This is a genomic window from Curtobacterium sp. BNK-1, from assembly GCF_048685235.1.
GTDB classification, from domain to species: Bacteria; Pseudomonadota; Gammaproteobacteria; order Enterobacterales; family Enterobacteriaceae; genus Pantoea; species Pantoea agglomerans.
This window is the reverse complement of sequence record NZ_JBLQTJ010000001.1, coordinates 779,786-805,331: the sequence shown is the minus strand read 5'-3', so window position 1 is coordinate 805,331 and position 25,546 is coordinate 779,786. Positions and strand designations below refer to the sequence as shown.

General features: G+C 57.1%; 23 protein-coding genes and 1 other annotated feature. Of the genes, 11 read left to right on the top strand and 12 right to left on the bottom strand.

All coding sequences use genetic code 11. The annotated features are described in order from the left end of the window. Window positions 1-50 precede the first annotated feature (50 nt). From ACMGGP_RS03650 to ACMGGP_RS03630, 5 genes are all read left to right on the top strand, one after another. Window positions 51-500: a lysozyme inhibitor LprI family protein gene (locus ACMGGP_RS03650; protein WP_080701257.1), complete on the top strand. Its 450-nt coding sequence runs from the start codon at window positions 51-53 to the stop codon at window positions 498-500. A gap of 181 nt (window positions 501-681) precedes the next feature. After that, window positions 682-1,455, top strand: a complete 774-nt coding sequence (locus ACMGGP_RS03645; RefSeq protein ID WP_010259063.1) for an SDR family oxidoreductase — start codon at window positions 682-684, stop codon at window positions 1,453-1,455. 79 nt (window positions 1,456-1,534) lie between these two features. Then, window positions 1,535-2,392 carry a thioredoxin family protein gene (locus ACMGGP_RS03640; protein WP_010259064.1) on the top strand — a complete coding sequence of 286 codons (858 nt, stop codon included), beginning with the start codon at window positions 1,535-1,537 and terminating at the stop codon, window positions 2,390-2,392. Window positions 2,393-2,450: 58 nt separating this feature from the next. Further along, window positions 2,451-3,365: an SPFH domain-containing protein gene (locus tag ACMGGP_RS03635; RefSeq protein WP_010259065.1), complete on the top strand. Its 915-nt coding sequence runs from the start codon at window positions 2,451-2,453 to the stop codon at window positions 3,363-3,365. Further along, entirely contained in the window at window positions 3,365-3,811 is a 447-nt protein-coding gene (locus ACMGGP_RS03630; RefSeq protein WP_010671234.1) for an NfeD family protein, read from the top strand. The genes ACMGGP_RS03635 and ACMGGP_RS03630 overlap by 1 nt, the downstream gene beginning before the upstream one ends. Here the strand turns inward: ACMGGP_RS03630 and cueR are convergent. Then, window positions 3,799-4,203: a Cu(I)-responsive transcriptional regulator gene (gene cueR / locus ACMGGP_RS03625; protein ID WP_010259067.1), complete on the bottom strand. Its 405-nt coding sequence runs from the start codon at window positions 4,201-4,203 to the stop codon at window positions 3,799-3,801. The genes ACMGGP_RS03630 and cueR overlap by 13 nt on opposite strands. A gap of 97 nt (window positions 4,204-4,300) precedes the next feature. Between cueR and copA the strand changes: the two genes are divergently transcribed. The 3 genes from copA to ybaK all read left to right on the top strand — a co-directional run bounded on the left by copA (window position 4,301) and on the right by ybaK (window position 8,344). Next, window positions 4,301-6,814, top strand: coding sequence for a copper-exporting P-type ATPase CopA (copA, locus tag ACMGGP_RS03620; protein WP_158149502.1), 2,514 nt, complete (start codon window positions 4,301-4,303; stop codon window positions 6,812-6,814). Window positions 6,815-6,885: 71 nt separating this feature from the next. After that, entirely contained in the window at window positions 6,886-7,689 is an 804-nt protein-coding gene (locus ACMGGP_RS03615; protein ID WP_498798138.1) for a TraB/GumN family protein, read from the top strand. 175 nt (window positions 7,690-7,864) lie between these two features. Continuing rightward, window positions 7,865-8,344 (top strand): Cys-tRNA(Pro)/Cys-tRNA(Cys) deacylase YbaK, encoded by a 480-nt coding sequence (gene ybaK, locus ACMGGP_RS03610; protein ID WP_498798137.1) that lies wholly within the window; start codon window positions 7,865-7,867, stop codon window positions 8,342-8,344. Here the strand turns inward: ybaK and ACMGGP_RS03605 are convergent. Beyond that, window positions 8,341-9,210: a LysR family transcriptional regulator gene (locus ACMGGP_RS03605; RefSeq protein WP_010671230.1), complete on the bottom strand. Its 870-nt coding sequence runs from the start codon at window positions 9,208-9,210 to the stop codon at window positions 8,341-8,343. The two genes, ybaK and ACMGGP_RS03605, sit on opposite strands and share 4 nt — an antisense overlap. A gap of 89 nt (window positions 9,211-9,299) precedes the next feature. Between ACMGGP_RS03605 and ACMGGP_RS03600 the strand changes: the two genes are divergently transcribed. Further along, window positions 9,300-9,731 carry a multidrug/biocide efflux PACE transporter gene (locus ACMGGP_RS03600; protein ID WP_010671229.1) on the top strand — a complete coding sequence of 144 codons (432 nt, stop codon included), beginning with the start codon at window positions 9,300-9,302 and terminating at the stop codon, window positions 9,729-9,731. A gap of 34 nt (window positions 9,732-9,765) precedes the next feature. On the opposite strand, the gene ushA is transcribed toward ACMGGP_RS03600, so the two are convergent. Then, the gene (gene ushA, locus ACMGGP_RS03595; RefSeq protein WP_498798136.1) at window positions 9,766-11,532 is read right to left on the bottom strand and encodes a bifunctional UDP-sugar hydrolase/5'-nucleotidase UshA; all 1,767 of its coding nucleotides are present in this window, start codon (window positions 11,530-11,532) and stop codon (window positions 9,766-9,768) included. A 531-nt stretch (window positions 11,533-12,063) separates the two neighbouring features. On the opposite strand from ushA, the gene ybaL reads away from it, so the two are divergent. Continuing rightward, a complete protein-coding gene (gene ybaL, locus ACMGGP_RS03590; protein WP_498798135.1) occupies window positions 12,064-13,758 on the top strand; it encodes a YbaL family putative K(+) efflux transporter in 1,695 nt (564 codons plus the stop codon). Window positions 13,759-14,271: 513 nt separating this feature from the next. Here ybaL and ACMGGP_RS03585 read toward each other — a convergent pair. From ACMGGP_RS03585 to ACMGGP_RS03570, 4 genes are all read right to left on the bottom strand, one after another. Further along, entirely contained in the window at window positions 14,272-15,573 is a 1,302-nt protein-coding gene (locus ACMGGP_RS03585; RefSeq protein WP_010255936.1) for an inosine/guanosine kinase, read from the bottom strand. 58 nt (window positions 15,574-15,631) lie between these two features. Further along, a complete protein-coding gene (hemH, locus tag ACMGGP_RS03580) occupies window positions 15,632-16,591 on the bottom strand; it encodes a ferrochelatase (protein ID WP_022626102.1) in 960 nt (319 codons plus the stop codon). A gap of 113 nt (window positions 16,592-16,704) precedes the next feature. Further along, window positions 16,705-17,349: an adenylate kinase gene (gene adk, locus ACMGGP_RS03575; RefSeq protein ID WP_010255934.1), complete on the bottom strand. Its 645-nt coding sequence runs from the start codon at window positions 17,347-17,349 to the stop codon at window positions 16,705-16,707. A gap of 129 nt (window positions 17,350-17,478) precedes the next feature. Beyond that, on the bottom strand, window positions 17,479-18,339 hold the full coding sequence (locus ACMGGP_RS03570) for a DUF6024 family protein (RefSeq protein ID WP_010255933.1): 861 nt from the start codon (window positions 18,337-18,339) through the stop codon (window positions 17,479-17,481). A gap of 186 nt (window positions 18,340-18,525) precedes the next feature. Here ACMGGP_RS03570 and ACMGGP_RS03565 point away from each other — a divergent pair, with 186 nt between their 5' ends. Then, entirely contained in the window at window positions 18,526-19,395 is an 870-nt protein-coding gene (locus ACMGGP_RS03565; protein ID WP_022626103.1) for a LysR substrate-binding domain-containing protein, read from the top strand. A gap of 280 nt (window positions 19,396-19,675) precedes the next feature. On the opposite strand, the gene htpG is transcribed toward ACMGGP_RS03565, so the two are convergent. From htpG to apt, 5 genes are all read right to left on the bottom strand, one after another. After that, window positions 19,676-21,544, bottom strand: a complete 1,869-nt coding sequence (htpG, locus tag ACMGGP_RS03560; protein ID WP_498798134.1) for a molecular chaperone HtpG — start codon at window positions 21,542-21,544, stop codon at window positions 19,676-19,678. Window positions 21,545-21,647: 103 nt separating this feature from the next. Then, window positions 21,648-22,253 carry a recombination mediator RecR gene (gene recR, locus ACMGGP_RS03555; RefSeq protein ID WP_003850420.1) on the bottom strand — a complete coding sequence of 202 codons (606 nt, stop codon included), beginning with the start codon at window positions 22,251-22,253 and terminating at the stop codon, window positions 21,648-21,650. Then, entirely contained in the window at window positions 22,253-22,585 is a 333-nt protein-coding gene (locus tag ACMGGP_RS03550; RefSeq protein ID WP_003850423.1) for a YbaB/EbfC family nucleoid-associated protein, read from the bottom strand. Before ACMGGP_RS03550 ends, recR begins: the two co-directional genes overlap by 1 nt. A 55-nt stretch (window positions 22,586-22,640) precedes the next feature. Next, a complete protein-coding gene (gene dnaX / locus ACMGGP_RS03545) occupies window positions 22,641-24,737 on the bottom strand; it encodes a DNA polymerase III subunit gamma/tau (RefSeq protein WP_498798133.1) in 2,097 nt (698 codons plus the stop codon). Further along, window positions 23,238-23,299: a sequence feature (DnaX frameshifting element), on the bottom strand. Its footprint overlaps the gene before it by 62 nt. 158 nt (window positions 24,738-24,895) lie before the next feature. Beyond that, on the bottom strand, window positions 24,896-25,447 hold the full coding sequence (gene apt, locus ACMGGP_RS03540; RefSeq protein ID WP_010671221.1) for an adenine phosphoribosyltransferase: 552 nt from the start codon (window positions 25,445-25,447) through the stop codon (window positions 24,896-24,898). Window positions 25,448-25,546 lie beyond the last annotated feature (99 nt).

Here is a 25,546-nt window from a genome sequence, read left to right as displayed (position 1 = left end):
CCTGCATACATGACCTACGAAAACCACAGAAACAGAATAAGGTATCTACAGTGAAAAAAGTCTTAATTCTAATGGTCGCTCTTATTGCACCTGCTATGGCGCAGGCTGAATTATCATCAGGGCCAGAACGTGACGCCTGCTTCAAACAGAATGAAGACATACCAACTGCATATAACTGTCTGTCTGCCAAAAGAGACAACAGCAATAAAGCGCTGGATGCGCTAATAGCGGATACAGTTAAGAGAATCAAAGCCAACAATGTCGGCCCTTTTAATGGAAAAGAGTCCAGCAAAGAAACGTCCGGAGACGTTTACTCTCGGCGCTTTCTGGATGCGCAAAAAAAATGGAAGGATTACCGGACTCAACTTTGCCTGTCTGTAGCTACAGAGCTTAACGAGGACGCATACGACTACCAGTCATATATCGACCAGTGCCAAATTAATCTGAACAAAAACCATTCTGCTGAAATCACACAAATGGGACTGCCACCCGTCAATTAAGCACACTGGTCTCACTGCTCAGACGTAAAATCTGAAATCGGGCATTTTTTACGGGGCTGTATAGCCCCGTTTACCGCCCGTTCTGTCAGCCGGTGCGGGCGACAAACTGTCAATCCACAACATAAAAGCATTAACGAATATAACTTATTGATTATTAAATCTTATTCAAGGGCGTAAATTTGTGCAAAAAACCATTCTGATTACAGGTTGTTCGAGCGGTATTGGCCTGGTTGCCGCTCACGATTTACTGGCGCGGGGCTACCGGGTGATCGCCGCCTGCCGTAAAGCAGAGGATGTCGCCCGCATGGAAACACTGGGCTTTACCGGGCTGCAGCTGGATCTCGACGATCCGCAAAGTGTGGATCGGGCTGCCGATACTGTGCTCGCGCTCTGCGATAACCGTCTGACGGCGCTGTTTAACAATGCCGGATTTGGTCTCTATGGCCCGCTGCACACCCTCTCCCGCCAGCAGCTGGAACAGCAGTTTTCCAGCAACTTTTTCGGCGTCCATCAGCTGACACTGCGTCTGTTGCCCGCGTTGCAGGCCAGCGGCGATGGCCGCATTATTAATACCAGCTCGGTGCTGGGGCTGATCTCCACACCAGGCCGGGGCGCCTATGCCGCCAGTAAATATGCACTGGAAGCCTGGAGCGATGCGCTGCGGCTTGAAGTGCGCAGCCGCGGCATCCGGGTCAGCCTGATTGAACCGGGTCCGATTCAGACCCGCTTTACCGACAATGTGACGCAGGGCGAACAGCATAACCCGGTGCGCAACCCTGGCATCGCGGCACGTTTTACCCTGCCACCGGAAGCCATTCTGCCTAAACTTCGTCATGCACTCGAGAGTAAACATCCGCGTTTACGCTATCCGGTGACACTGGTCGCACACATAATGAGCCTGCTGAAACGGTTACTCCCCGGCTGGATGCTGGATCGCATTTTGCGCAGCCATTAATCAGCCATGCGCAATAGCGCTTGAAGCCGGGCCAGTTGGCCCCATATTCTTAGAACACTTTTTGCAAAGAGACTTATCCATGTCACCACAAGCTTCGATCATCGACATCAACGAATCTAACCTGCAGCAGACCCTTGAGCAGTCGATGCAGCTGCCGGTGCTGTTCTACTTCTGGTCTGAGCGCAGCCAGCACTGTCAGGATCTGACGCCTGTGCTGGAGCGCCTTGCGCAGGAGTACGCGGGTCAGTTTATTCTCGCAAAACTGGATTGCGACAAAGAGCAAAGGGTGGCGTCGCAGTTTGGTCTGCGTTCAATCCCGACCGTCTATCTGTTTCAGGATGGTCAGCCGGTTGATGGCTTCCAGGGTCCACAGCCGGAAGAAGCGATCCGCGCCCTGCTGGAAAAAGTCCTGCCGCGCGAAGAAGAGCTGAAAGCGCAGCAGGCGATGGCGCTGATGCAGGAAGGTAAACCGCTGGAGGCGCTGCCGTTATTAAAAGATGCGTGGCAGCTGAGCAACCAGTCCAGCGAGATCGGTTTCCTGCTGGCTGACGTACTAATTACCCTGAACCGCAGCGATGAAGCGGAAGCGGTGCTGAAAGTGGTGCCATTGCAGGATCAGGATACCCGCTATCAGAGCCTGATGGCACAGATCGATCTGCTGAAACAGGCAGCGGATACGCCGGAAATTCAGCAGTTGCAATCCCAGCTGGAGGCTGACCCGACTAACGCCGGGCTGGCTGCTAAACTCTCGTTGCAGCTCCATCAGGTGGGTCGTAATGAAGAAGCGCTGGAACTGCTGTTCAGCTTCCTGAAATCCGATCTTAATGCCGCTGATGGCCAGGCGCGTAAAATGCTGCAGGAGATTCTGGCGGCGCTGGGTACCGGCGATGCACTTGCCGCGCGTTATCGTCGTCAGCTCTATTCCCTGCTCTACTAAGCGGCAGCACCCCGGGCCGAAGCGACTCGGCCCGTTAATCTGACAACGCGGAGGTTGTATGATAACTGTAATTCCTGCCCTGATTATTCTGGCGCTGGTGGCGGTCTGGGCCACCGTCAAGATCGTGCCACAAGGTTTTCAATGGACGGTTGAGCGCTTTGGCCGTTATACCCGCACCCTGCAGCCAGGATTAAGCCTGGTGGTGCCGTTCATGGATCGTGTGGGTCGTAAGATCAACATGATGGAACAGGTACTCGATATTCCCTCGCAGGAGATCATCTCCAAAGACAATGCCAACGTCACCATCGATGCAGTCTGCTTTATTCAGGTCGTTGACCCGGCGCGTGCCGCGTATGAAGTCAGCAATCTTGAGCAGGCGATTCTTAACCTCACCATGACCAATATGCGTACCGTGCTTGGCAGCATGGAGCTGGACGAAATGCTGTCACAGCGCGACAGCATCAACACCCGCCTGCTGCATATCGTGGATGAAGCGACCAATCCGTGGGGCGTCAAGATCACCCGCATCGAGATCCGCGATGTGCGTCCGCCGCAGGAGCTGATTGGCGCGATGAATGCGCAGATGAAAGCGGAGCGAACTAAACGCGCCGATATTCTGACAGCCGAAGGGGTGCGACAGGCGGCGATCCTGCGCGCTGAAGGGGATAAGCAGTCGCAAATCCTCAAAGCAGAAGGTGAACGGACCTCGGCGTTCCTGCAGGCAGAAGCGCGCGAACGTCAGGCGGAAGCGGAAGCTAACGCCACTAAGATGGTCTCGGAAGCGATCGCATCAGGTGATATTCAGGCCATTAACTACTTTGTGGCACAGAAATATACCGATGCGCTGCAAAAAATCGGTGAAGCTAATAACAGCAAAGTGGTGATGATGCCGCTGGAGGCGAGCAGTCTGCTGGGTTCGATTGCAGGCATCGGTGAACTGCTGAAGGAATCACGCACTGAGTCGAAACGCTGATGCTGGTCGATATTATCGCGCATCCGCACTGGTTCTGGCTGACGCTGGGTGGGTTACTGCTGGCGGCTGAGATGCTGGGCACCAGCGGTTACCTGCTCTGGAGCGGGCTGGCGGCGGTCATCGTCGGCCTCATTGAGTGGTTTGTGCCGGTGAGCTGGACGGCGCAGGGCTCTCTGTTTGCCGTGCTGACGCTGATCTGCGTCTTTTTATGGTATCGCTGGATGCGCCACCGTGAAGCGCGTCAGAAACCCAATGCCCTGAACCAGCGCGGCAGTCAGATGATCGGGTTGCAGCTGACGCTGGATACCGCGCTGCATAACCGCACCGGCCATGTGCGGATCGGGGACAGCAGCTGGCGGGTCGAGGCGGAGCAAGATCTGCCTGCGGGCACAGCAGTGGTCGTAACCGGCATTGAAGGGATTACGCTGCGTATTCAGCCACGCTGACCGCAGCACCCGGCCAGATTGTTGATAATCGGACATTCGGCGCCGTCATCGCCGGGACAGGCCTCTGCCAGCGCCAGCAGGCGAGCCCGCATGACGTGTAGCTCTTCAATATGCGCCGCAATTTCATCCGCTTTCTGCAGAGTACGGGCTTTTACATCGGCACTGTGGCGCGACGGATTGTTAAACAGCGCCACCAGCTCACGACACTCATCCAGCGTGAAGCCAACCTGTCGCGCCTGACGTAACAGGTTGAGCTCCTCAAGATGGTGTCCGTTGTAGCTGCGGTAGCCATTCTCACTGCGCAACGGCGGCGTCACCACCCCCTTCTCTTCGTAAAAACGAATCGCCTTGCTGGTCAGTCCGGTCTTTTTTGCCACATCGCTGATGTTCATTTTCGTCCCCTTGACCTTCCCCTTGATGGAAGGTTTATGCTTAAGCATGAATCGAAAATGACCAATCGGTCAAATGGGATTACAGAAGGAGTTGATTATGTCACACACTATTTCTCTGGCACTGGACGGCTTGTCCTGCGGCCACTGTGTCAAACGTGTCAAAGAGGCACTGGAACAACGCGATGATGTTGACCAGGCCGACGTGACCCAACAGGAAGCGCAGGTTTCCGGTCACGCAGATGCGGCCGCGCTGATCGCCACCGTGGAGCAGGCGGGTTATCACGCGACGCTGAAAACCGCGGACGCTTCCCCAAAGTCTGAACCGTTGACAGCATCAGAGCCGCCGCCGGAGGCGCTGACAACGGAGACTGCTTCCCGTCCGGCAGAAACAACCCTCCCCACCCATATGCTGCTGATTGAGGGCATGACCTGCGCCAGTTGCGTGAGCCGGGTGGAAAAAGCACTGCAGCAGGTCGCAGGCGTCAGTCAGGCGCGCGTCAATCTCGGCGAACGCAGTGCGCTGGTGCTGGGCGACGCTGATCCGCAGCAGCTGGTAGCGGCCGTCGATGCCGCGGGTTATGGCGCGCAGGTAGTGGATGACGAGCAGGAGCGACGAGAGAAGCAGCAGCTCAGCGCCCGCAGCGCGATGCGGCGTTTCAGCTGGCAGGCTGCTGTTGCCCTGGCGTTTGGCCTGCCGCTGATGATCTGGGGCATGGTGGGCGACAACATGATGCTCACCGACCACAACCACGGCGTCTGGCTGACGCTGGGCATCGTGACTCTGCTGATCATGATCGTCACCGGCAGCCATTTTTATCGCAGTGCCTGGCGCAGTTTACGCAATGGCAGCGCCACCATGGATACGCTGGTGGCACTCGGCACAGGCGCCGCCTGGATTTACTCCTTTAGCGTGGTGTTGTGGCCCGACTTTTTCCCGCCGCAGGCGCGCCATCTCTATTTCGAAGCCAGCGTCATGATCCTGGGCCTGATCAATCTGGGGCATGCCCTGGAGCAGCGGGCGCGTCAGCGATCTTCTAAAGCGCTGGAAAGATTGCTGGATCTGACGCCAGCCCAGGCGCGGCAGGTTGATCAACAGGGCGACAGGCTGATTCCGGTCAGCGAAGTGCAGCCCGGCATGACGCTGCGCCTGGTCACCGGCGATCGGGTGCCGGTCGATGGCGAAATCGCTACCGGTGAAGCCTGGTTTGATGAAGCGATGCTGACCGGCGAGGCGGTGCCGCAAAGCAAGACCCCGGGCGCAGCCATCTTTGCCGGCACCCTGGTGCAGGATGGCTCGGTAGAATTTATCGCCCGGGCGACGGGTAATCACACCACCCTGTCGCGCATTATCCGGCTGGTGCGTCAGGCGCAGAGCAGCAAACCGGATGTGGGCCGCCTGGCGGATCGCATCTCCGCCGTTTTTGTCCCGGTGGTGGTGTTGATCGCACTGCTCAGCGGCGCAGTGTGGTATCTGTTCGGACCGCAGCCACAAATTGCCTACATGCTGGTGATCGCGACAACCGTGCTGATTATCGCCTGTCCTTGTGCGCTGGGCCTGGCGACGCCGATGTCGATTATTGCCGGTGTTGGCCGCGCCGCCGAGCTGGGGGTGCTGGTGCGCGACGCCGATGCCTTGCAGCGCGCCAGCCAAATCGACACCCTGGTGTTTGATAAAACCGGCACACTCACTGCCGGCAGGCCGCAGGTCAGTGACGTGCAGGTCTGGGGGGATGCCACCCGTGAATCAGTGTTAGCGACCGCGGCTGCGCTGGAGTTCGCCTCGGGCCATCCGCTGGCAAAAGCGATTGTCGCCGAAGCGAAACTGACCCAGCCGCCTCTGTTAGCGCAATTTCGTACAATACGCGGCAAAGGGGTCAGCGGTAGTCTGGATGGCAGAACGCTGCTACTGGGTAATGCCGCGCTGATGCAGGATAACGGCGTCGATTACCAGGCGGCGGAAGCAGAGATTGCGCGGCTGACGCAACAGGGTGCAACGCCGGTGTTACTGGCTGAGCAGGGCCAGCTAACCGGGCTTATCGCGCTGCGCGATCAGCTTCGACCGGAAAGCGGCGCAGCTCTGAAGCGACTGCATCAGCAGGGTTATCGCCTGATTATGCTGACCGGCGATCATGAAAATACCGCGCGCGCCATTGCTGCCGAGGTCGGTATTGATGAAGTGATTGCGGGCGTGATGCCGGAAGGTAAAGCAGCTGCAATTGAACACTTACAGCAGCAGGGCCGTCGCGTCGCGATGGTGGGTGATGGCATCAATGACGCGCCCGCACTGGCGCAGGCCGATGTGGGCATTGCCATGGGTGGCGGCAGCGATGTGGCGGTGGAAACCGCGGGCATTACGTTGATGCGTGCCGACCTGAACAGCGTGGCAGACGCATTAGCGCTCTCTTCCGCAACGCTGCGCAATATCCGGCAGAACCTGTTTGGGGCATTTATCTATAACAGCATCGGCATTCCGGTGGCAGCGGGTGTGCTCTATCCGCTGACCGGTACCCTGCTCAGCCCGATTGTGGCGGGTGCAGCGATGGCGCTCTCCTCCATTACCGTGGTCAGCAATGCTAACCGCCTGCTGCGTTACCGGCCACCGCGCGAGTAATCGCCGTTTCAGCGCTGTTTTTCGCGCGCTGAAGTCGCTAGCATGGGGTTTTGAATCGCAAAGGACCGGGAATGACAGGCAACATCTGGCGCTCACTGCGCGGCTTTATCAGCCAACTTTTTCCCGCCAGTTACCGCTGGCCTGCGATGGATGTCCGGCTTGGCGATCGTCAGCTGCATCTGGTCGGCAGCATCCACATGGGGACGCGCGACATGCAGCCGTTGCCCGCCCGTCTGCTGCGTCAGTTGCAGCAGGCGGATGCACTGATTGTGGAAGCGGATATTACTCAGGGTGGTTCACCCTTTGATCACCACGGCGATCGTCCCACGCTCTCCACCCGGCTGGATAGCCACGCGATGCAGACGCTCACCGCACTCTGTCAGGAGATGAGCCTCAATCTGAGCCTGTTTGATGATCTGCCCGCCTGGCAGGTGGCGCTGATGTTACAGGCGCAGCAGGCACAAAGGCTGGGATTGCGACCTGACTACGGCATCGATTATCAGCTGTTGCAGGCCGCGAAAAGTCTGAACAAACCGGTGATTGAACTGGAAGGCGCAGAGGCGCAGATCGCCCTGCTGACTGCGCTGCCGGATGATGGCATGGCGCTGTTACAGGATACGCTGCTGCACTGGCACACCAATGCGCGCCTGCTGCAGATGATGGTGAGCTGGTGGCTCGATACGCCGCCACGCCAGCCGGAAATCACCCTGCCCGCCACCTTCAGCCAGGCGCTGAATGATACGTTGATCGGTCAGCGAAATGCGCAGTGGTGTGACCGGCTTCAGGGGTTATCGGCGGGAAACTATGTGGTAGCGGTCGGTGCTCTGCATCTCTATGGCGAAGATAACCTGCCTGAGATGCTGAAGAAGCCCTGAAAAAAAGAGAGCCGATAATATTATCGGCCCGTCAAAGAGGAATTTGTTTATGATTTTGGTTATCGCTCAGCAATCAGATTGCTGGCGCGCGGCTAATTTTCACTCAAAGAACAAAGTTTCGCCACCTTTTTTCCACGATTCTGCGTAATAAGATTATTCTTAGTAAGGAACCTGTATGACGCCCGCCGTAAAATTGCTGGAAAAACAAAAAGTCAGCTTCACCCTGCATCCCTATGAGCATGACAGCAGCGAAACCCATTTTGGTGACGAAGCGGTACGTAAACTCAATCTGGATGCGCGCCAGGTCTATAAGACGCTGCTGGTGGCGCTGAATGGCGAGGCAAAACAGCTGGCAGTGGCGATTACGCCGGTATCGACGCAACTGGATCTCAAGAAAGTGGCAAAAGCGCTGGGCGCGAAGAAAGCGGATATCGCCGACCCACAGCTGGCCCAGCGGGTCACTGGCTATCTGGTGGGCGGCATCAGTCCGCTGGGCCAGAAAAAACGGCTGCCTACGGTGATCGACCACTCAGCCAGCGCGTTTGACGCCATGTTTATCTCAGGCGGCAAGCGTGGACTGGATATCGAACTGGCTCCCCAGGATCTTTCACGACTGCTGGACGCTCCGTTTGCGGATATCGCCCGCCACGACTAAACCCGTGGCTGTGCGCAGAGCTGATCGATCATCCAGCGACCCGCCGGACCGGGTGGCGTACGGCGTGACCAGACCACCTCAATGGCGATATGCTGCGGCCAGCCCGGCATCGACAACTCTTTCAGAACGCCATGACCAAACTGTTTCACCAGCCAGCGCGGCAGAATCGTCCAGCCAAATCCCTGCTCCGCCATCTCCAGCAGTAACAGATAGGTCGGTGCCGACCAGATGCGCCCCATTGGCGCGGGTTCAGATGCCTCAACCCAGGTATTTAATCGCAGGTGACGAACCCCTTCCAGCTCGCTTTCGCTCAGGGTCTTAAGCTGAGCCAGCGGATGATCGCGATGTAAAAAGACCGCCATCTGTGCTTCAACCTGCAGTCGCGCCACCGCGATATCCACCGGCAGATTGGGCTGTGCCCGCACCACGCCCAGATGTACCCGCCCGGCCTGCAGCAGATCCAGCACATCACCATCCTCGGCAATCATGACCTCCAGTTCAATCTCCGGATAACGGGCATCAAATTGCCTGAGCAGATGCTCGTGATGATCGGTTTGCCAGAAGTCTGACATGGCAAAACTGAGCCGGGGTTCAACGCCCTGCGACAGCCGTATCGCCAGCGCATCCAGCCGCTCGCTGGCTGCCAGGATCTGCTGAACCTGAGGAATAACGCGGCGTCCCTGCTCGGTGAGGACCGGCTGCCGACCTGCCCGTTCAAACAGCGCAAAGCCGAGATCGTCTTCAAGACTGGCTACTGCCGCGCTGATGGTGGACTGACTTTTACCTAGCGCGCGCGCAGCGGCAGAGAAAGAACCGCTCGCCACAGTCTGCATAAAAGCCTCAAGGGATTCCGGGGAGTAACGCATCTGAACCATCGCTTTTTTCGATAGGTGTTTATTTTATCTTAGCATTCCGACGTGTGAAAATGTGCCGCATTATTGAAGGAGAACTCACAATGCGTACCCGCTCACTTAAAGAACGTATTCTTCATGCTGTCTGCTTTGAAACGCTGGCGATTCTGACCGTTTCGCCGCTGGCGGCATGGGCAATGAATAAACCGCTGTTTCAGATGGGATCGCTGGCGATTATGCTCTCTACGGTCGCGATGCTATGGAACATGATTTACAACAGCGGATTTGATCGCCTCTATGCGCCAGGCCAGAAACGTGGCCCGGGCGTGCGTGTATTACATGCGCTGGGGTTTGAAGGTGGATTTATCCTGATTGGTCTGCCCATTGCCGCCTGGATGCTGGATATCTCTCTGGGTCAGGCTTTCCTGGTCGAAGTGGCTTTTTTCCTCTTCTTCCTGCCCTACACCATGGCCTACAACTGGGTGTGGGACAAACTGCGCGAGCGCTGGATCAGACGTCACGCCTGCCGGGCGTAAGAAAAACGGGAGGCGCAAGCGCCTCCCGGTCAGTTCAATGCGTGGCGGCTGTTTCGTTCCCCCACGGCCAGATCCACGCCAGGATCATTTTTGGATAGTTACGCTTCCGCGCTTTTTCCGCAGCTTCATCCCGCGCCCGGATCTGCTCATCGGTCAGATGCACAATCTGCCCTTTCGGCTGATAGTCGCTGGCTTTGACCGGCGAGTGCGTCTTGATCCAGTCACGCAACACCTGCGCATCGACTGCCCCGCTGTTGAGATAACCCGCATGATTATCCAGACGCGGATAACCGTCGCCGCCAGCCGCATTGAAGCTGTTGGTTGCCATGCGATAATGCTGCGCATCCTGCAGCGGTTTACCGTTAATGCTGACGTCGCTGACATGTTTACCGTCTGCGGTCAGGCTGATACCGGCAAACTGGGCGTAGCCACCTGAGTCAGGCTGAATATTGGCGACCACATCCAGATATTTTTTGATCTCCGCCCCGGTCAGGCTGACCGAGACCACCTGATTGCCAAACGGCTGGACCTGCAGCAGGTCACGCCAGCTCAGCTTGCCCGATTTCAGCGAGGTGCGAATACCACCACCGCTCATCACCGCAAAATCGGCTTTGGTGTGCGCCATCTGGGCGCGCAGAATCAGCTGGCCGAGATTCGTCTGCTCAAAGCGAACCTGCTCTTTTTCACCGCTGAAGTTGCCGTCGGCGCTGCCGACATTCACGGTTAACTTCGCCTCAGCCCGTTTCTGGAATGGCATCAGCAGTTTCATCATGGCGGTGTTTTTCGGGATCTCTTCCTGCCAGGTGAGCCAGGTTTCGCTGCCATCCGCGTTCTTTATCTGATGTTTAAGGTTGACCGGCACCAGCTGATAAGCCTCCAGCGTCACCTGCCCGTTACGGAAGGTGAAGTCACCACGTCCGACATATTTGCCCCATTTATCCGCCTGCATAATCCAGATCCCGTTCTGCTGATCGGGTTTGCAGGGCTGGCCCGGCTGATAATTTTTAACGCTGACGTTCTCTTTTTCCATGCAGACCGCATCATGCGAATGACCACCCACAATCAGATCGATGGTGCCGGCAGGCAGGCTGCGCGCCAGGGTGACGTCATCAATGCCATTGCTGCCATGCTTACCGTCGTCATAGTGACCAAGGTGGGTCAGCGCGACAATCACGTCCGGCTTCTCTGTGGCGCGCAGTTCGGCCACCGCCTTCTCCGCCTCCGCAATCGGATCGCGGAACTCGGTATCCGTCAGGCCCGCCGGATTGGCCAGTTTCGCCGTATCCGGGGTGATCAGCCCGACCACCGCAATTTTCAGCCCGAGGCGATTGAATACCGCCCAGGGCTTAAACAGGCGCTGACCGGTACTTTTCTGATAAAAGTTGGCGGCGAGCAGCGGGAATCGCGCCCACTTCTCCTGCTTGCGCAGGACCGCGATGGGCTTGTCGAACTCATGGTTGCCCAGCGACATGGCATCATAGCCAATCAGGTTCATCGCGCGAAAATCGGGTTCAGCATCCAGCTCATCGGACTCCGGCACGCCCGTGTTCACATCACCGGCAGAGAGAATCAATGCGCCGCCGCCTCTGGACTGCACATCGTAGCGCATCGTATCCATCAAGGTTTTCTGCGCCGCCAGACCATATTCACCCTGCTCAGTAAACCAGAAATGACCATGCTCATCGTTGGTGTGCAGCAGGCTGAAACGATAGGTGCGATCGGCCTGGGCGGCCTGTGAAAACAGCGGCATCAGGGCCACCAGTAGTGCCACGCCCGCCCCTGTCCATTTAGATAACAACACTGTGATTCTCCTTAATTTGCCGTCTGGCCCGACTTTACTGCCGGTTTGCCCCACTGTGTCGCACATTCCCCCGGCGAACTCAAGGCCAACGCACATTCGCCTGTCTCTGTATGCCACTCTTTTTATCTCCGGACCGCTTTTGCTGAGCATGACAACAGCCGCAAGGCCGCGCCCGCGTCAGACTGGTTTGTTCCGGATAAGCCAGAACGGGTAGCCAGACCTGTTGTTAACCAGTTGTTTACTCCTGCAAAAGTGCCGCTGACGGGCTTTACCCTGTCTGTGCGCGCATTTAACCCTTATTTGTGTCATACCCACGGCATTTAAGGATGCTAATTTTTATTTACCCGGACCGCTTTAAACCGTCAAATCAGCCAATATTATGGATAATGAACAAAAACACCCTTTCGATTGTGCATTTGACTTTTTTTCCTGCTTTTTTAGAGTATTCCCGCAAATTGCTCAGCGAAAGAATAGATTTTGTTTTAAACTCATTTGTTACAAGCGGATACATTTGTATACAAGGAGACAGGCATGCATCACACCACACCGTTGATCACTACCATTGTCGGAGCACTGGTTCTGGCATTTCTCCTTGGGATGCTGGCAAACCGCCTGCGTATTTCGCCCCTGGTTGGCTACCTGATGGCAGGCGTGCTGGCTGGCCCTTTTACCCCCGGCTTTGTTGCCGATACCAATCTGGCTCCTGAACTGGCAGAACTCGGCGTTATCCTGCTGATGTTTGGTGTCGGCCTGCACTTCTCAATGAAAGATCTCATGTCGGTAAAGTCGATAGCCATTCCCGGTGCCATCGCACAGATCGCGGTCGCGACGTTACTGGGAATGGGCTTATCGTGGACAATGGGATGGTCGTGGATGACCGGCCTGGTGTTTGGTCTCTGCCTCTCTACCGCCAGTACCGTGGTGTTACTGCGCGCGCTTGAAGAGCGGCAACTGATCGATAGCCAGCGCGGGCAGATTGCGATTGGCTGGCTGATTGTTGAAGATCTGGTGATGGTGCTGACACTGGTGCTGCTGCCTGCGATTGCCGGCATGATGGAACAGGGCAACGCCAGTGCCGGACTGCTGGCCTGGGACCTGCTGTGGACCATCGGCAAAGTCGCCGCCTTTATGGTGCTGATGATGGTGGTGGGACGGCGTGCCGTCCCCTGGATCCTCGCCCGCAGCGCCGCCACCGGCTCGCGTGAGCTGTTTACTCTGGCGGTATTAGCGCTGGCGCTGGGCATCGCCTTTGGTGCTGTTGAATTCTTTGATGTTTCGTTTGCGCTGGGCGCTTTCTTTGCCGGTATGGTGCTGAACGAGTCGGAACTGAGCCACCGCGCCGCGCACGATACGCTGCCGCTGCGTGATGCCTTTGCCGTGCTGTTCTTTGTCTCGGTCGGCATGCTGTTTGACCCGTCGATTCTGGTGACGCAGCCGCTGGCAGTGCTGGGCGCGCTGGTGATTATTGTGGTGGGTAAATCGGTCGCCGCCTGGCTGCTGGTATCACTGCTCGGCCATTCACGTCGTACAGCGTTGACCATTTCGGTCAGTCTGGCGCAGATTGGTGAATTCGCCTTTATTCTGGCCGGTCTGGGTATCTCGCTGGGCCTGCTGAATGATGAGGGCCGCAACCTGGTGCTGGCCGCCGCCATCCTGTCGATTATGCTTAATCCGATCCTGTTTACCCTGCTGGAGCGTTTCCTGGCGAAAACGGAGACGATGGAAGAGCAGACGCTGGAAGAGGCGATTGAAGAAGAGAAGCAGATCCCGGTGGATTTCTGCAATCACGCGGTAATTGTAGGTTACGGCCGGGTGGGCAGTCTGATTGGTCAGAAGCTTCTTGAGGCCAATGTTCCGCTGGTGGTGGTTGAAAACTCCCGCGCGCGTGTTGAAGCGCTGCGCGAGCGCGGCATCAAGGCGGTGCTGGGTAATGCTGCCCGCGCTGACACCATGGAACTGGCCCGACTCGACTGCGCCCGCTGGCTGTTACTGACTATTCCGAATGGCTATGAAGCGGGTGAAGTGGTCACCGCCGCGCGTGAAAAACATCAGAATATCGAGATTATCGCCCGCGCCCACTATGACGATGAAGTCGAGTACATCATGGAACGGGGTGCCACCCGTGTGGTGATGGGCGAACGTGAGATCGCCAGCAGTATGCTGCAAATCCTGCAGGATGAGATGACCCAGGGCGAAGATTTACAGCCCTGCGATGTCGTGCGCTGATTCGTGTTAAGCAAAACCTGGCAGCCTACTGATCTATCAAAATCAGGGTGAATTTTACCGCAACGAATAAACTCAACACGCAGGGAACACGGGCAGAAGAGGAAAGCGTCCCGCCGCCCGGACAAAAACGCCGGGAGCGTTTTTGAACAACGCGAAGCGTTGGCCCGGCTACGGGCGCACCTCAGGGATGAGGTGCGTACTAAAAACGCCGGGAGCGTTTTTGAACAACGCGAAGCGTTGGCCCGGCTACGGGCGCACCTCAGGGATGAGGTGCGTACTAAAAACGCCGGGAGCGTTTTGAACAACGCAAAGCATTGGCCCAGCTATGGGCGCACCTCAGGGATGAGGTGCGTAGTCGTGCGGGACGAGCGGCCAGGGATGGCTTAACCGACTTTCCGGTCTGACCGTGTTCCCTGAGCAGGCTCGATCTCATCGCTAACCGAGCCAGACGTTGCCAGTCTTCTAAGGCCCTTCTCTTCAGAAGGGCTTTTTTATGCGCGGCAGCTGCCAGCTTTACCGATCCCAGTAAGACTCTTCCAGACTGTCTTCCCGCTCCGGCAGACCGCGGGTCAGACGCGGCGAATGCTGATTCAGCACCTGGTAGCTGACGCGGTTGGCATATTTACATACCTGCGCCAGCGATGAGTAGGTCAGGTAAGGACGCGCATGTTTGCTGGAGTTCGGCACATTCAGGCTGTGATAGTTGTTGGCGGTGATGTCATGCAGTAACGCCGCCAGCGCACCATCTCCGGCGCCGTTGGTGTTCATGATCTTTTCCGGTCCGCCCATATAAGGCGCGATGTGCGAGAAAATGCGCAGCGGCTGCTGGCAATCCTGCTGGCGCATCACCCGGCTGAACTCATACTGGTTGAATTCAGCAATCGCGCCAGGCAGCAGCGGATGGTTGGTTTTGCGTTTGAACTCTTCTTCGGTGTAACCCGCCATATAGAGCCCAATCGGGCCAGCAGTACACAGCACCAGATCGACCCAGTCCAGCGCCATATTGGCGGCGAGCAGCGGATCGCTTTCGCCGGTCAGCGCCAGCGCTTCCTCTTCATTCATCGCCACGATGCTGACATGCTCGCGCAGGAAATCGCGCCAGAACTGAGGATTGTCGCCAATCACATGTTTGGTGCCCAGCGTCAGCACCACCGGCACGTTGTGGCGTTTGGCATACTCAATCGCCCGCAACGTTGCCTGTGGCATCGGTTCACCTTCGGCACAGCGCACCAGATAGGAGGTCAGTACCAGCGCAGAGGCTCCGGCGATCACCTCTTCCGGTACGTTATCCGGATGCAGCTGGTTCATCTGGCCGGGGCTGATAGCAAAGGTTCGCTCGCCATGTTCGCCAATCAGCGTAAAGCAGCGTCCAATGGCGCCATCCACGCCCTGCAGATAGTTAAGATCGACCCGGCTTGAGGTGTTACAGAGATAGCGATAGGCGTAGCCGCCAATCTGGATGTTATTGCACATGACGCCCAGCAGCACGGAGCGGTCATCGGCCAGCACCGAGAAATTATGCAGCGTGTTACCGATGGTGCCACCAGCAAACTGATGGGTGATCAGCGCTTCCTGCATCAGCTCGTTGTACAACGCTTCCGCGACGGCATTATCGATAACCAGCGAGTGCCCGGCACTCAGGCCATAACGTGCGAGAAAAGCGTCATCGACTTTGGCTTCGATATCCACCAGCGTCTGGTCGATACCCACCACCCAGCTGCCTGCATCAACATCGTGCTGGGCGGGCTGTAACAGGGGATCGCGTGCGCTGACAGGAAAGTAGTGTTTGGATTTGCGTTTGCCGGGAAATTTCATCGGGAGGTGCCGTCTGGAAAAACAGGCAGAGAATGATATCACACTCTCCGCCTGCGCTTTAACGGCGTGCGTCGACCAGTTGCACCATCATGTCGATATGCGCCTCATCGGCGTTCAGCGCAGGGATATACTCAAACTTCTCACCCCCGGCATGCATGAAGATTTCGCAGTTTTCACCACTGATCTCTTCCAGCGTCTCCAGGCAGTCTGACGAGAAGCCCGGGCTCATCACCTGAACATGTTTGATCCCTTTAGCGGGCAGGCTTTCCATGGTTTTATCGGTGTAGGGCATCAGCCACGGCTCACGACCAAAACGCGACTGAAAGGTCATCATATACTGATCGTCACGCAGGCCAAGTGCTTTGACCAGGGCCGCCGTGGTATCCGCACAGCGCTGCGGGTAGTCATCGCCTTCGTTAGCAAAACGCTGCGGAATGCCGTGGAAGGATAACACCAGCAGATCGGGCTGACCGTGCCGCTCAAAGGATCGCTCCACCGTCGCTTTCAGCGCGGCGATATAGGCCGGATGTTCGGCGTAGTCGCGGATAAACTGCACATCAGGCAGCGAGCGGTAATCTTTGAATACCGCGGTCAGGCCATCCCACACTGCCGCCACGGTGGAGCAGGAGAATTGCGGATAGAGCGGCAGCACAATCAGGCGGGTCACGCCCTGCGCCATTAGCTTATCAACCGCGCTTTTCAGGCTGGGATTACCGTAGCTCATGCCCACCTCGACGGGCATATCGACCCGTGCCGCCAGCGCATCGCGCTGACGCATGCTGTAAACCAGCAGCGGTGAACCGCCTTCCATCCAGACCGATGAGTAGAGCTTAGAGACGCGCGGCGAGCGAAACGGCAGAATAACGGCATTGAGAACCGGCCACCAGAGCCAGCGCGGCGCATCGACCACGCGCGGATCGCTTAAAAACTGTTTCAGATAGCGTTTAACTGCAGGTGTGGTGGGCGCGTCTGGCGTACCTAAATTAACCAATAACACGCCGGCCTTATCTTGCCTCATTTGAGTTCCTTGATAACAACGGGGATGCGTGAAAACGGGGAAATTGTAGCGGAATTAGTGGGAGGTAAAAGCGATTACTGCAAAAGGGGCCAGTAATACCGGCCCCTGTGAACTTAGCCCAGGATCTTAGCCAGCTCGGCACTGACTTCGGTCACCTTACGGGTGCCGTCGATTTTGTGATAGGCAGTGTTGCCCGCTTCCGCTTCGTTGCTGTAGTAAGCAATCAGCGGCGCGGTCATCTGATGATATTCCACCAGGCGCTTACGCACGGTCTCTTCCTGATCGTCTTTACGCATGGTCAGCTCTTCGCCGGTCACATCATCTTTGCCTTCCACTTTCGGTGGATTAAAAGTGACGTGATAAACGCGGCCTGATGGCGTGTGAACGCGACGGCCCACGATACGCTCAACGATCAGTTCATCCGGTACGGCGAACTCCAGCACGTGATCAACGGTGATCCCGGCCTCTTTCATTGCATCTGCCTGAGGAATGGTGCGCGGGAAACCGTCCAGCAGGAAACCGTTTTTGCAGTCTTCCTGGGTGATACGCTCTTTGACCAGCGCAATCACCAGCTCATCGGTCACCAGTTTGCCAGCATCCATGATGGCTTTCGCCTGGTTGCCCAGCTCGCTGCCTGCTTTTACTGCTGCACGCAACATGTCGCCGGTGGAGATTTGCGGAATGCCATACTTCTCCATGATGAATTGGGCCTGAGTCCCCTTACCTGCGCCCGGAGCTCCGAGCAGAATAATACGCATTGCGTAAATCCCCTTGCGAATCGCATTGATCTATCTTAGAAGCGAAAGAACATACCATTATGACCCGCTCATCACAAGGAAGGGCGCGGATCGCGCAGGGCGACCTGAGCTGCTTTTTGGCCCTGCCCCCTACCCGCCTGGCCTGCCGGACGCTTTTTCAGATTTACCGCCTGAGCCGAGCAGGAATTGCAGTCGTCGGCTCAGATGATGGGTCATATTCACGCTTTTTTTGCCGCTGCCGCGCACGTTAGCATTCAGCAGCAGCCGCGCCTGCTGCGGCCATTTCACCACATCTTCCGCATCTGACAGCGATGTGATCACGGAGGCCGGGACATTAAAGCTGGCAAACGGCAAACCGGGCTGATGGCAGGAGTTCAGCGGCAGCGGGTCTGACAGGGAGAGCGCATCGACGGTGGCGGCATTGTAAGGCCGCCAGTGCGGATCGTCGAAGCGGCGCAGTGCCTCATGCGTGGCGGTCAGGGTCAGCCCCTGTTCGAAAAGCCGCAGTTCGCTGCGCACCAGCGTACTGAAGTCATGGGTCCGCAACGCCACCAGCACCAGATCGCTGCAGATCTCAGCGTGGCGATCCAGTCGGGTGACAAACAGATGGGCTTCGTCGATCAGTTTCTGATGCAGCACGCTGGCAAAACTCTCGCTCGCCTCCGTCACACCCTGGTTCTGGCAATCCCGCAGCGGACGCACGCGGCCATTGGGCAATTCGACATGCGGTACCAGCATGATGCTGCCCGCGATCAGCGGAACTGCTGGCAGGATGTTGAGTTCGGTTACCGGAAAGTGCGAGGCGTAACGGTGCTGATTGCGCGCCTGCTCCTGCCGCAGAAAGAGCTGAGAAAGAAGGACCTGCGCCACATGCAGCGAGGGCGCGAAGAAGAGATCGAACTGCTCCAGCCGGTAAAAACGTGAGAGCGCCAGGCGTAACCGATGGCGCGCCTCTGCTGAAGTTTCAGAGGATAAAGAGCGGTGTGCCATGGTTGTCTCGCTTCGGGGAGTGTGCGGCGTGAACGCTGGTTAAGCGAGGCGGAATACCCTGAAAAATCACAGATATAAGGCTGAGTCAACCCGCCAGAATTTGCCCTACAGAGTAGGTCAATGCGGCTGGACTTTAAAATGATATAAATTGACAATCCCTGTTAGATTTTTGCACAGGGGAAGAGGATGAACGGACTGCCGCCACTGAGAGCGCTGCACTATTTTCACCAGGCAGCCTTACACAGCAGTTTTAGCGTGGCGGCTGAACATCTGCATGTTACGCACAGCGCCATCAGCCATCAGATTCGCCAGCTGGAGAGCTGGATGGGCAAACCACTTTTTGTCCGCAGCCATGGCCGCGTGAAACTGACCTCACACGGTGAACGTCTGCTGCTGAGCTGTCAGCAGGCGTTCAGTGAGTTGCGCAGCAGCTGCGAAAGCATTCGTACCGGGCTGCTTCAGCAGATTCGGGTCTCCTGCGCCCCCAGCTTTTTGTCGCAATGGCTGATCCCCCGTATCGCCAGCTTTTATCAACGCTATCCGGAGATTGAAGTTCACTTCCAGCCGCTGACGCAGATCTCGCAACTGCGCAGCGAACATGTGGATGTGCTGATCCTCAGTCACGGCGAGCCACCTGAATCTGACATAGACGCCACGCTGGTCAGCGAGGATGAGATTGGACCGCTCTGCGCACCTCACTTTGCTTCGCAACTGCGGGTCGGCGAGGATCTGGCCGCGATGCCCCTGCTGCATGCGGATACCCGGCTGCACGCCTGGTCAGAGTGGGCGGACAAAGCTGGGGTCAGCGGCCGTTTTAACGGCGGTAAGCATTTTGAGAGTCTGACACTGGGGATTCAGGCCGCACGAAGTGGTCTTGGCGTCCTGATGGCACCCCGTTTGCTGGTACGCAAAGAGCTGGAGGATGGCACGCTGCTTGCGCCGCTTGGCTTTGTACGCGTCGAGCGGGCCACATGGATGATGACGAAACAGAGCCGTCGGCACGATACAGAGATCAGCCTGTTTCGCGACTGGCTGCAGGATGCCGCAAAACCATAAAAAAAGCCGGTGAGGGTCACCGGCTTCAGACAGCTGACAAATTTACTGCTTTTTAACCCTGAAATCCCGCTCACAATCAGCGCTGACTGATTCAGACAGACGGCATCAGAGTCAATGCGATGGGAGCATACGCCTGGAGCAAAGCATCGCGGGCCATGGATGGCCCGCGCTGAGCCCGCCAGGGATGGCGGCTTTTTGCGTCTTTGCGGAGGGCGTATGCTCCCTGAGCCAGCATCGTAGCTGCAACTTCAGGCCGGTGAAAACCACCGGCCTGTTACCATTATGCGGTCAGCAACTGGTTCATGCGGCGGATAAACTGGTTAGGATCGTCCAGCGTGCCGCGCTCGGCCAGCAAGGCCTGATCCAGCAGCAGCTCAATCCACTCACCGAAGCGTACTTCATCCTGCGTATCCGCAACACGTTTCACCAGCGGATGATCCGGGTTGATTTCGAACAGGTACTTCACTTCCGGCACTTCCTGTCCGGCCGCGGCAAACAGCTTCGCCATCTGCGTGGTCATCTCGTTGGCGTCGGTGGTGACAATCGCCGGAGTATCGGTCAGGCGATGCGTCAGACGCACCTCTTTCACGCGTTCGCCCAGCAGAGTTTTCACCCGCTCAACAAAAGGCTCCAGCGCTTTTTCCGCCTCTTTCTGCTCTTCGGTCTCTTCATCCGCCAGCTTGCTCAGCGATTCATCCGCTTTGCTGACTGACTGGAAGGTTTTACCATCGAACTCAGTGAGGTAGCTCATCATCCATTCGTCGATGCGATCGGAGAGCAGCAGCACCTCAATGCCTTTTTTGCGGAACAGTTCCAGATGCGGGCTGCTCTTCGCGGCGGCATAGCTGTCAGCGGTTATGTAGTAAATCTTCTCCTGACCTTCCACCATGCGGCTGACGTAATCTTCCAGCGAAATGGTCTGTGCTGAACCTTCGCTCTGGGTAGTGGCGAAACGCAGCAGCTTAGCGATCGTCTCCTGGTTAGCGTGATCTTCCGCCGGGCCCTCTTTCAGCACCAGACCAAACTCATTCCAGAAGGTCTGGTATTTCTCGTTGTCATCTTTCGCCAGTTTTTCCAGCATCTGCAGGGTACGCTTCGTCAGCGCAGCGCGCAGGCTCTGGGTCACGCGGCTATCCTGCAGGATCTCACGGGAGACGTTCAGCGGCAGATCGTTGGAGTCAATCAGGCCACGCACAAAGCGCAGATAGTTCGGCATAAACTGCTCAGCGTCATCCATGATAAAGACGCGCTGTACGTAGAGTTTCAGGCCATGTTTCTGATCGCGGTTCCACATATCGAATGGCGCACGCGCCGGAATGTAGAGCAGGCTGGTATATTCCTGCTTACCTTCCACCCGATTGTGGCTCCAGGCGACCGGATCGCTGTAATCGTGGGCGATATGCTTGTAGAACTCGTTGTACTCTTCGTCGCTGATCTCAGATTTGTTGCGGGTCCACAGCGCCTGGGCTTTGTTAATCTTCTCCCAGTGTGTCCCTTCGCCTTCTTCATCTTTGCTTTCGATCTCAACCGGCAGCGCGATGTGATCGGAATATTTGCTGATGATGTTGCGCACGCGCCATGCATCCAGGAACTCATCCTCGTCTTCGCGCAGATGCAGGGTGATCTCGGTACCGCGATCGGCTTTCTCAATCTCAGCCAGGGTATATTCGCCCTCGCCTGCGGATTCCCAGAACACGCCTTCTTCGGCTGACGCGCCCGCGGCACGGGTACGCACCGTGACTTTATCCGCCACGATGAATGCAGAATAGAAACCGACACCGAACTGACCAATCAGCTGGCTATCTTTCGCCTGATCGGAGCCCAGCGATTCAAGGAAGGATTTGGTGCCTGACTTGGCGATAGTCCCGAGGTTCTCAATGACCTCATCGCGACGCATACCGATACCGTTGTCGCTGAGCGTAATGGTACGGTTGTCCTTATCAACAGAGAGACGAACGTGCAGCTCGCCATCACCTTCATACAGGCTGGAATCTGACAGGGCACGGAAGCGCAGTTTGTCTGCCGCATCCGAGGCGTTGGAGATCAGCTCACGCAGGAAAATTTCTTTGTTTGAATAGAGAGAATGGATCATCAGGTGCAGAAGTTGTTTTACTTCCGACTGAAAGCCACGGGTCTCTTGTCCTTTCATGGTCATTGCTACCTCAACAAAACAGGTTGAACAAACGTTGAGGTTGATGTGGGGGTGACAGGGAGATTTTCAAGCCGGTGTCTGTCACAACACCGGCAAGTGATTAAAATTTAAACTTCTGGCGGCCCGCCAGTGAATGGGACAGCGTGGTGCCATCAACCATCTCCAGCTCACCGCCCACCGGCACGCCGTGCGCGATACGGCTGGCGTCGACGCCATACTGACCACAGAGTTCCGCGATGTAGTTCGCGGTCGCCTCGCCTTCAACCGTCGGGTTGGTGGCGAGGATCACTTCCTGCAGGGTTTCACTCTCCAGTCGCTGCTCCAGACGATCCAGGCCAATATCAGCCGGACCGATGCCGTCGAGCGGCGAGAGATGTCCCATCAGCACAAAGTAGCGACCGCCAAACTGGCCGGTTTGCTCAATGGCGTGAATATCCGCCGGGCTTTCCACCACGCAGATTTGACCATTCTGCTGACGCCTTGGATTGGCGCAGATGGTGCAAATTTCCTGCTCGGTGAATGTCCGGCAATCGGCGCAGTGTCCGATCTCCGACATCGCCCGGGTCAGCGCCTGCGCCAGCCGCATGCCACCGCTGCGATCGCGCTGCAGCAGCTGAAACGCCATGCGCTGCGCCGACTTCGGCCCAACGCCGGGCAGACAGCGCAGCGACTCCATCAAAGATTCAAGCAGTGGACTGGTTTGCATCAGAACGGCATCTTAAAGCCTGGTGGCAGCTGCATGCCTGAAGAGACAGAAGCCATCTTCTCTTTCTGGGTTTCATCAATGCGACGTGCCGCATCGTTGAACGCGGCTGCAATCAGATCTTCCAGCATATCTTTGTCATCTTCCAGCAGGCTGGGATCGACTTCCACGCGACGGCAGTTGTGCGCGCCGTTAATGGTGACTTTTACCAGGCCAGCACCAGACTCACCGGTCACTTCAATCGCGGCAATCTCTTCCTGAACCTTGGCCATTTTGTCCTGCATCTGCTGGGCCTGTTTCATCAGGTTGCCCAATCCGCCTTTACCACCAAACATAGTTTTCTCTCTCAGCTGAGGCTACAACGCTATCGTTAAGATAGCAGCAGCGTGTTCAAACAGGTCGGATACTCTCCTCATCCAGATCGGCATCAAAAAAGCGCTGCAGCGTCTGGATGTGGGTATCACAGGTGATTGACTGACGCGCCTGCGCCAGTTTCTCTTCGTAAATGGCCTGACGCCATTCAAGTGGCGTCAACACCGATGAATTATCGTCTTCAACTACCGAGAGTTCAACTCTCTGCCCGGCATGCTGACTCAGCGCATCGCTTAATACCTGCTGCGCCGACGGTGAATTAAGGTGACGCTGGCTGCTACGCAAATGCAGGCAGACCCCAGTTTCGGTGGTCTCTTTCCAGGCATTTAACGCCAGCTGCTGCACCAGTTTCGGCAGCGGCAGGATCGCAATCTCTGCGGCCCAGGGATCGCGCTGCTGTGCTTCTTCGGCCAGACGCGCCGCCAGCTCAGGGGTTTTCTCATGCTCCAGCGCAGAACGCAAGGCCTTTGGCGTCGCCACCGGCTCCGCCACTTCCACCGGCTGATTGACCGCTTTCCAGCGGTACGCTTCCTCTTTTACCGGGGCAGCAGGCTCGCGATCGCGGATACGCTGCTGACTGCGCTCGGTGACCGAGGCCAGCCGCTCCAGCGCGGAGTTGGCCGGCCGCGCACCTGGCGCTGCCGGCTCACGCTTTTTTGGCTTGTTCGCTCCCTGACGCAACAACTGAGTGCGCGCCTGCAGGAGCTGACTGGTGGAACTGGAAAGTGCGGTATCCGGTGTGGCATCTGGCGACGGCGAATGCTGCGGTGCAGCATCGGGCGCGGCCATCTGCGGCTGAGCGGCAACCTGCTGCTGCGTCTGCTCCGGCACCTGCTGTTGAGTCTGCTGCGCGACGGGCGACGCGGTGTGCGACGGCGGCGTAGCGGCAGGTGACGGTGAGGCTGGCTGTGCTGCCGGTTGCCGTGCTAACGACGATGGGCCGGATGCTGCCGGTGACGTCTGCGCAGGGGCGACAGGCGCCGTCTGCTGAGTTAATGCGGGACGCGCAATGGGTTCAGCCACGGCAGCTTTAGGATGAAACGCCAGTGCACGCAGCAGCGTCATCTCCACACCCATGCGACGATCGGGCGCAATAGGCAGATCCTTGCGGCCCATCAGCAGGGTCTGATAATAGAGTTGCAGATCGGCGGGCGGCACCACCCGCGCCAGTTCACGCAAGCGAAGTGCGTTACTCTCATCATCGTCATTAAGCGAGGTCGGCAGCAATTGCACCATCGCAATCTGGTGCAGCAGGCGCAGCATTTCTACCAGCAGCGCTTCCCATTCCACACCCCGTGACGCGGCCTGGCTCAACAGGCTCATCACCTGCTGACCGTCACCGTCGACCAGCGCTTCCAGCAGCCCCAGCGGCTGTTCATCGTCCAGCGTGCCGAGCATGACGCTGACCGTACTGCTGGTCACCGCGCCCTGCCCCATGGCAATGGCCTGGTCGGTAAGGCTCAGCGCATCGCGCATACTGCCATCGGCAGCCCGCGCCAGCAGCTGCAGCGCCCGGGTTTCACTCTCAATCTGTTCCTGCTTCAGAACATGCTCAAGCTGCTGACGGATTTGATCCACATCCAGCGCTTTGAGGTGGAACTGCAGGCAGCGCGAGAGAATGGTCACCGGCAGTTTCTGCGGATCGGTGGTCGCCAGCAGGAATTTAACGTGTGAAGGGGGCTCTTCCAGCGTCTTTAACAGCGCATTGAAGCTGTGACGCGACAACATATGCACTTCATCGATCAGATAGACTTTGAAGCGGCCACGCGCCGGGGCGTACTGCACGTTGTCGAGCAGATCGCGGGTATCTTCAACTTTGGTACGCGATGCGGCGTCAATCTCAATCAGATCGACAAAGCGGCCCTGCTCAATTTCACGGCAGTTATCACACTGACCACAGGGGGTGGCAGTGATACCGGTTTCGCAGTTAAGGCCTTTGGCCAGCAGACGCGCAATAGTGGTTTTCCCTACTCCGCGGGTGCCGGAGAAGAGATAAGCATGATGGATGCGTCCCAGAGACAATCCATTCGCCAGCGCCGTCAGAACATGTTCCTGACCGACAACATCAGCAAAAGCCTGGGGACGCCATTTTCGCGCAAGTACCTGATAGCTCATGTGGAGTTCGACGAAGTTGGATGGAAAGATGAGCGCAGACGCTCTGCAACCCCTGTATAAGATTGCAGTAGTCTATCAGCTACGCTTTTGGCTGGCACTCGTTATCTTGACGCCGAAGGCGTGACGGCCTCGCCGGATGGCAAGGCCGAAAGAGTGGCTTAGTGGCCGGGGAATTTAACCAGGCTGTAGCTCTCAACGCCCATGGCATTAAGACGCGTTTCTCCGGTCAGATCGAACAGATTAATAATGAAAGCCGCGTCTTTAACTTCACCGCCTGCACGACGAATCAGTTTAACGGTCGCTTCAATCGTCCCGCCGGTCGCCAGCAGGTCGTCAACCACCAGCACCAGATCGCCTGGCTGGATGGCATCTTTGTGCAATTCCAGCTTATCGGTGCCGTACTCCAGCTCATAGGATTCGCTGTAGACTTCACGGGGCAGTTTGCCGGGCTTACGCACCGGAACAAAACCGACGCCGAGGCCTAACGCCACCGGTGCACCAAACAGGAAACCGCGCGCTTCCGTCCCCACCACCTTAGTGATGCCTTTATTACGGTAACGCTCAACCAGCAGCGCAATCGACGCGGCATAGGCTTTGGGATCTTCCAGCAGGCTGGTGACATCGCGGAACAGGATGCCTGGCTTAGGATAATCGGGAATGCTTTTAATGCTGTTTTTAATGAATTCAAGCTGCTGCGCAGTGTCGGTCATAATGATACGCCTGGTAAAAAATTCTGTTTCGCGCAGCTTCAAAAGCGCTAATACCTGATAACAGGCTCAGCGGAAGTCAATTCACAAAGGGAAGCCACG

Coding starts and splice junctions, on each gene's coding strand:
- ACMGGP_RS03550 (WP_003850423.1), bottom strand. CDS start 22,585: ATGTTTGGTGGTAAAGGCGGATTGGGCAACCTGATGAAACAGGCCCAG.
- ACMGGP_RS03635 (WP_010259065.1), top strand. CDS start 2,451: ATGATAACTGTAATTCCTGCCCTGATTATTCTGGCGCTGGTGGCGGTC.
- apt (WP_010671221.1), bottom strand. CDS start 25,447: ATGACCGACACTGCGCAGCAGCTTGAATTCATTAAAAACAGCATTAAA.
- ACMGGP_RS03585 (WP_010255936.1), bottom strand. CDS start 15,573: ATGAAATTTCCCGGCAAACGCAAATCCAAACACTACTTTCCTGTCAGC.
- dnaX (WP_498798133.1), bottom strand. CDS start 24,737: ATGAGCTATCAGGTACTTGCGCGAAAATGGCGTCCCCAGGCTTTTGCT.
- ACMGGP_RS03640 (WP_010259064.1), top strand. CDS start 1,535: ATGTCACCACAAGCTTCGATCATCGACATCAACGAATCTAACCTGCAG.
- hemH (WP_022626102.1), bottom strand. CDS start 16,591: ATGAGGCAAGATAAGGCCGGCGTGTTATTGGTTAATTTAGGTACGCCA.
- ACMGGP_RS03630 (WP_010671234.1), top strand. CDS start 3,365: ATGCTGGTCGATATTATCGCGCATCCGCACTGGTTCTGGCTGACGCTG.
- ybaL (WP_498798135.1), top strand. CDS start 12,064: ATGCATCACACCACACCGTTGATCACTACCATTGTCGGAGCACTGGTT.
- cueR (WP_010259067.1), bottom strand. CDS start 4,203: ATGAACATCAGCGATGTGGCAAAAAAGACCGGACTGACCAGCAAGGCG.
- htpG (WP_498798134.1), bottom strand. CDS start 21,544: ATGAAAGGACAAGAGACCCGTGGCTTTCAGTCGGAAGTAAAACAACTT.
- copA (WP_158149502.1), top strand. CDS start 4,301: ATGTCACACACTATTTCTCTGGCACTGGACGGCTTGTCCTGCGGCCAC.
- ACMGGP_RS03605 (WP_010671230.1), bottom strand. CDS start 9,210: ATGCGTTACTCCCCGGAATCCCTTGAGGCTTTTATGCAGACTGTGGCG.
- ACMGGP_RS03565 (WP_022626103.1), top strand. CDS start 18,526: ATGAACGGACTGCCGCCACTGAGAGCGCTGCACTATTTTCACCAGGCA.
- recR (WP_003850420.1), bottom strand. CDS start 22,253: ATGCAAACCAGTCCACTGCTTGAATCTTTGATGGAGTCGCTGCGCTGT.
- ACMGGP_RS03615 (WP_498798138.1), top strand. CDS start 6,886: ATGACAGGCAACATCTGGCGCTCACTGCGCGGCTTTATCAGCCAACTT.
- ybaK (WP_498798137.1), top strand. CDS start 7,865: ATGACGCCCGCCGTAAAATTGCTGGAAAAACAAAAAGTCAGCTTCACC.
- adk (WP_010255934.1), bottom strand. CDS start 17,349: ATGCGTATTATTCTGCTCGGAGCTCCGGGCGCAGGTAAGGGGACTCAG.
- ACMGGP_RS03600 (WP_010671229.1), top strand. CDS start 9,300: ATGCGTACCCGCTCACTTAAAGAACGTATTCTTCATGCTGTCTGCTTT.
- ACMGGP_RS03570 (WP_010255933.1), bottom strand. CDS start 18,339: ATGGCACACCGCTCTTTATCCTCTGAAACTTCAGCAGAGGCGCGCCAT.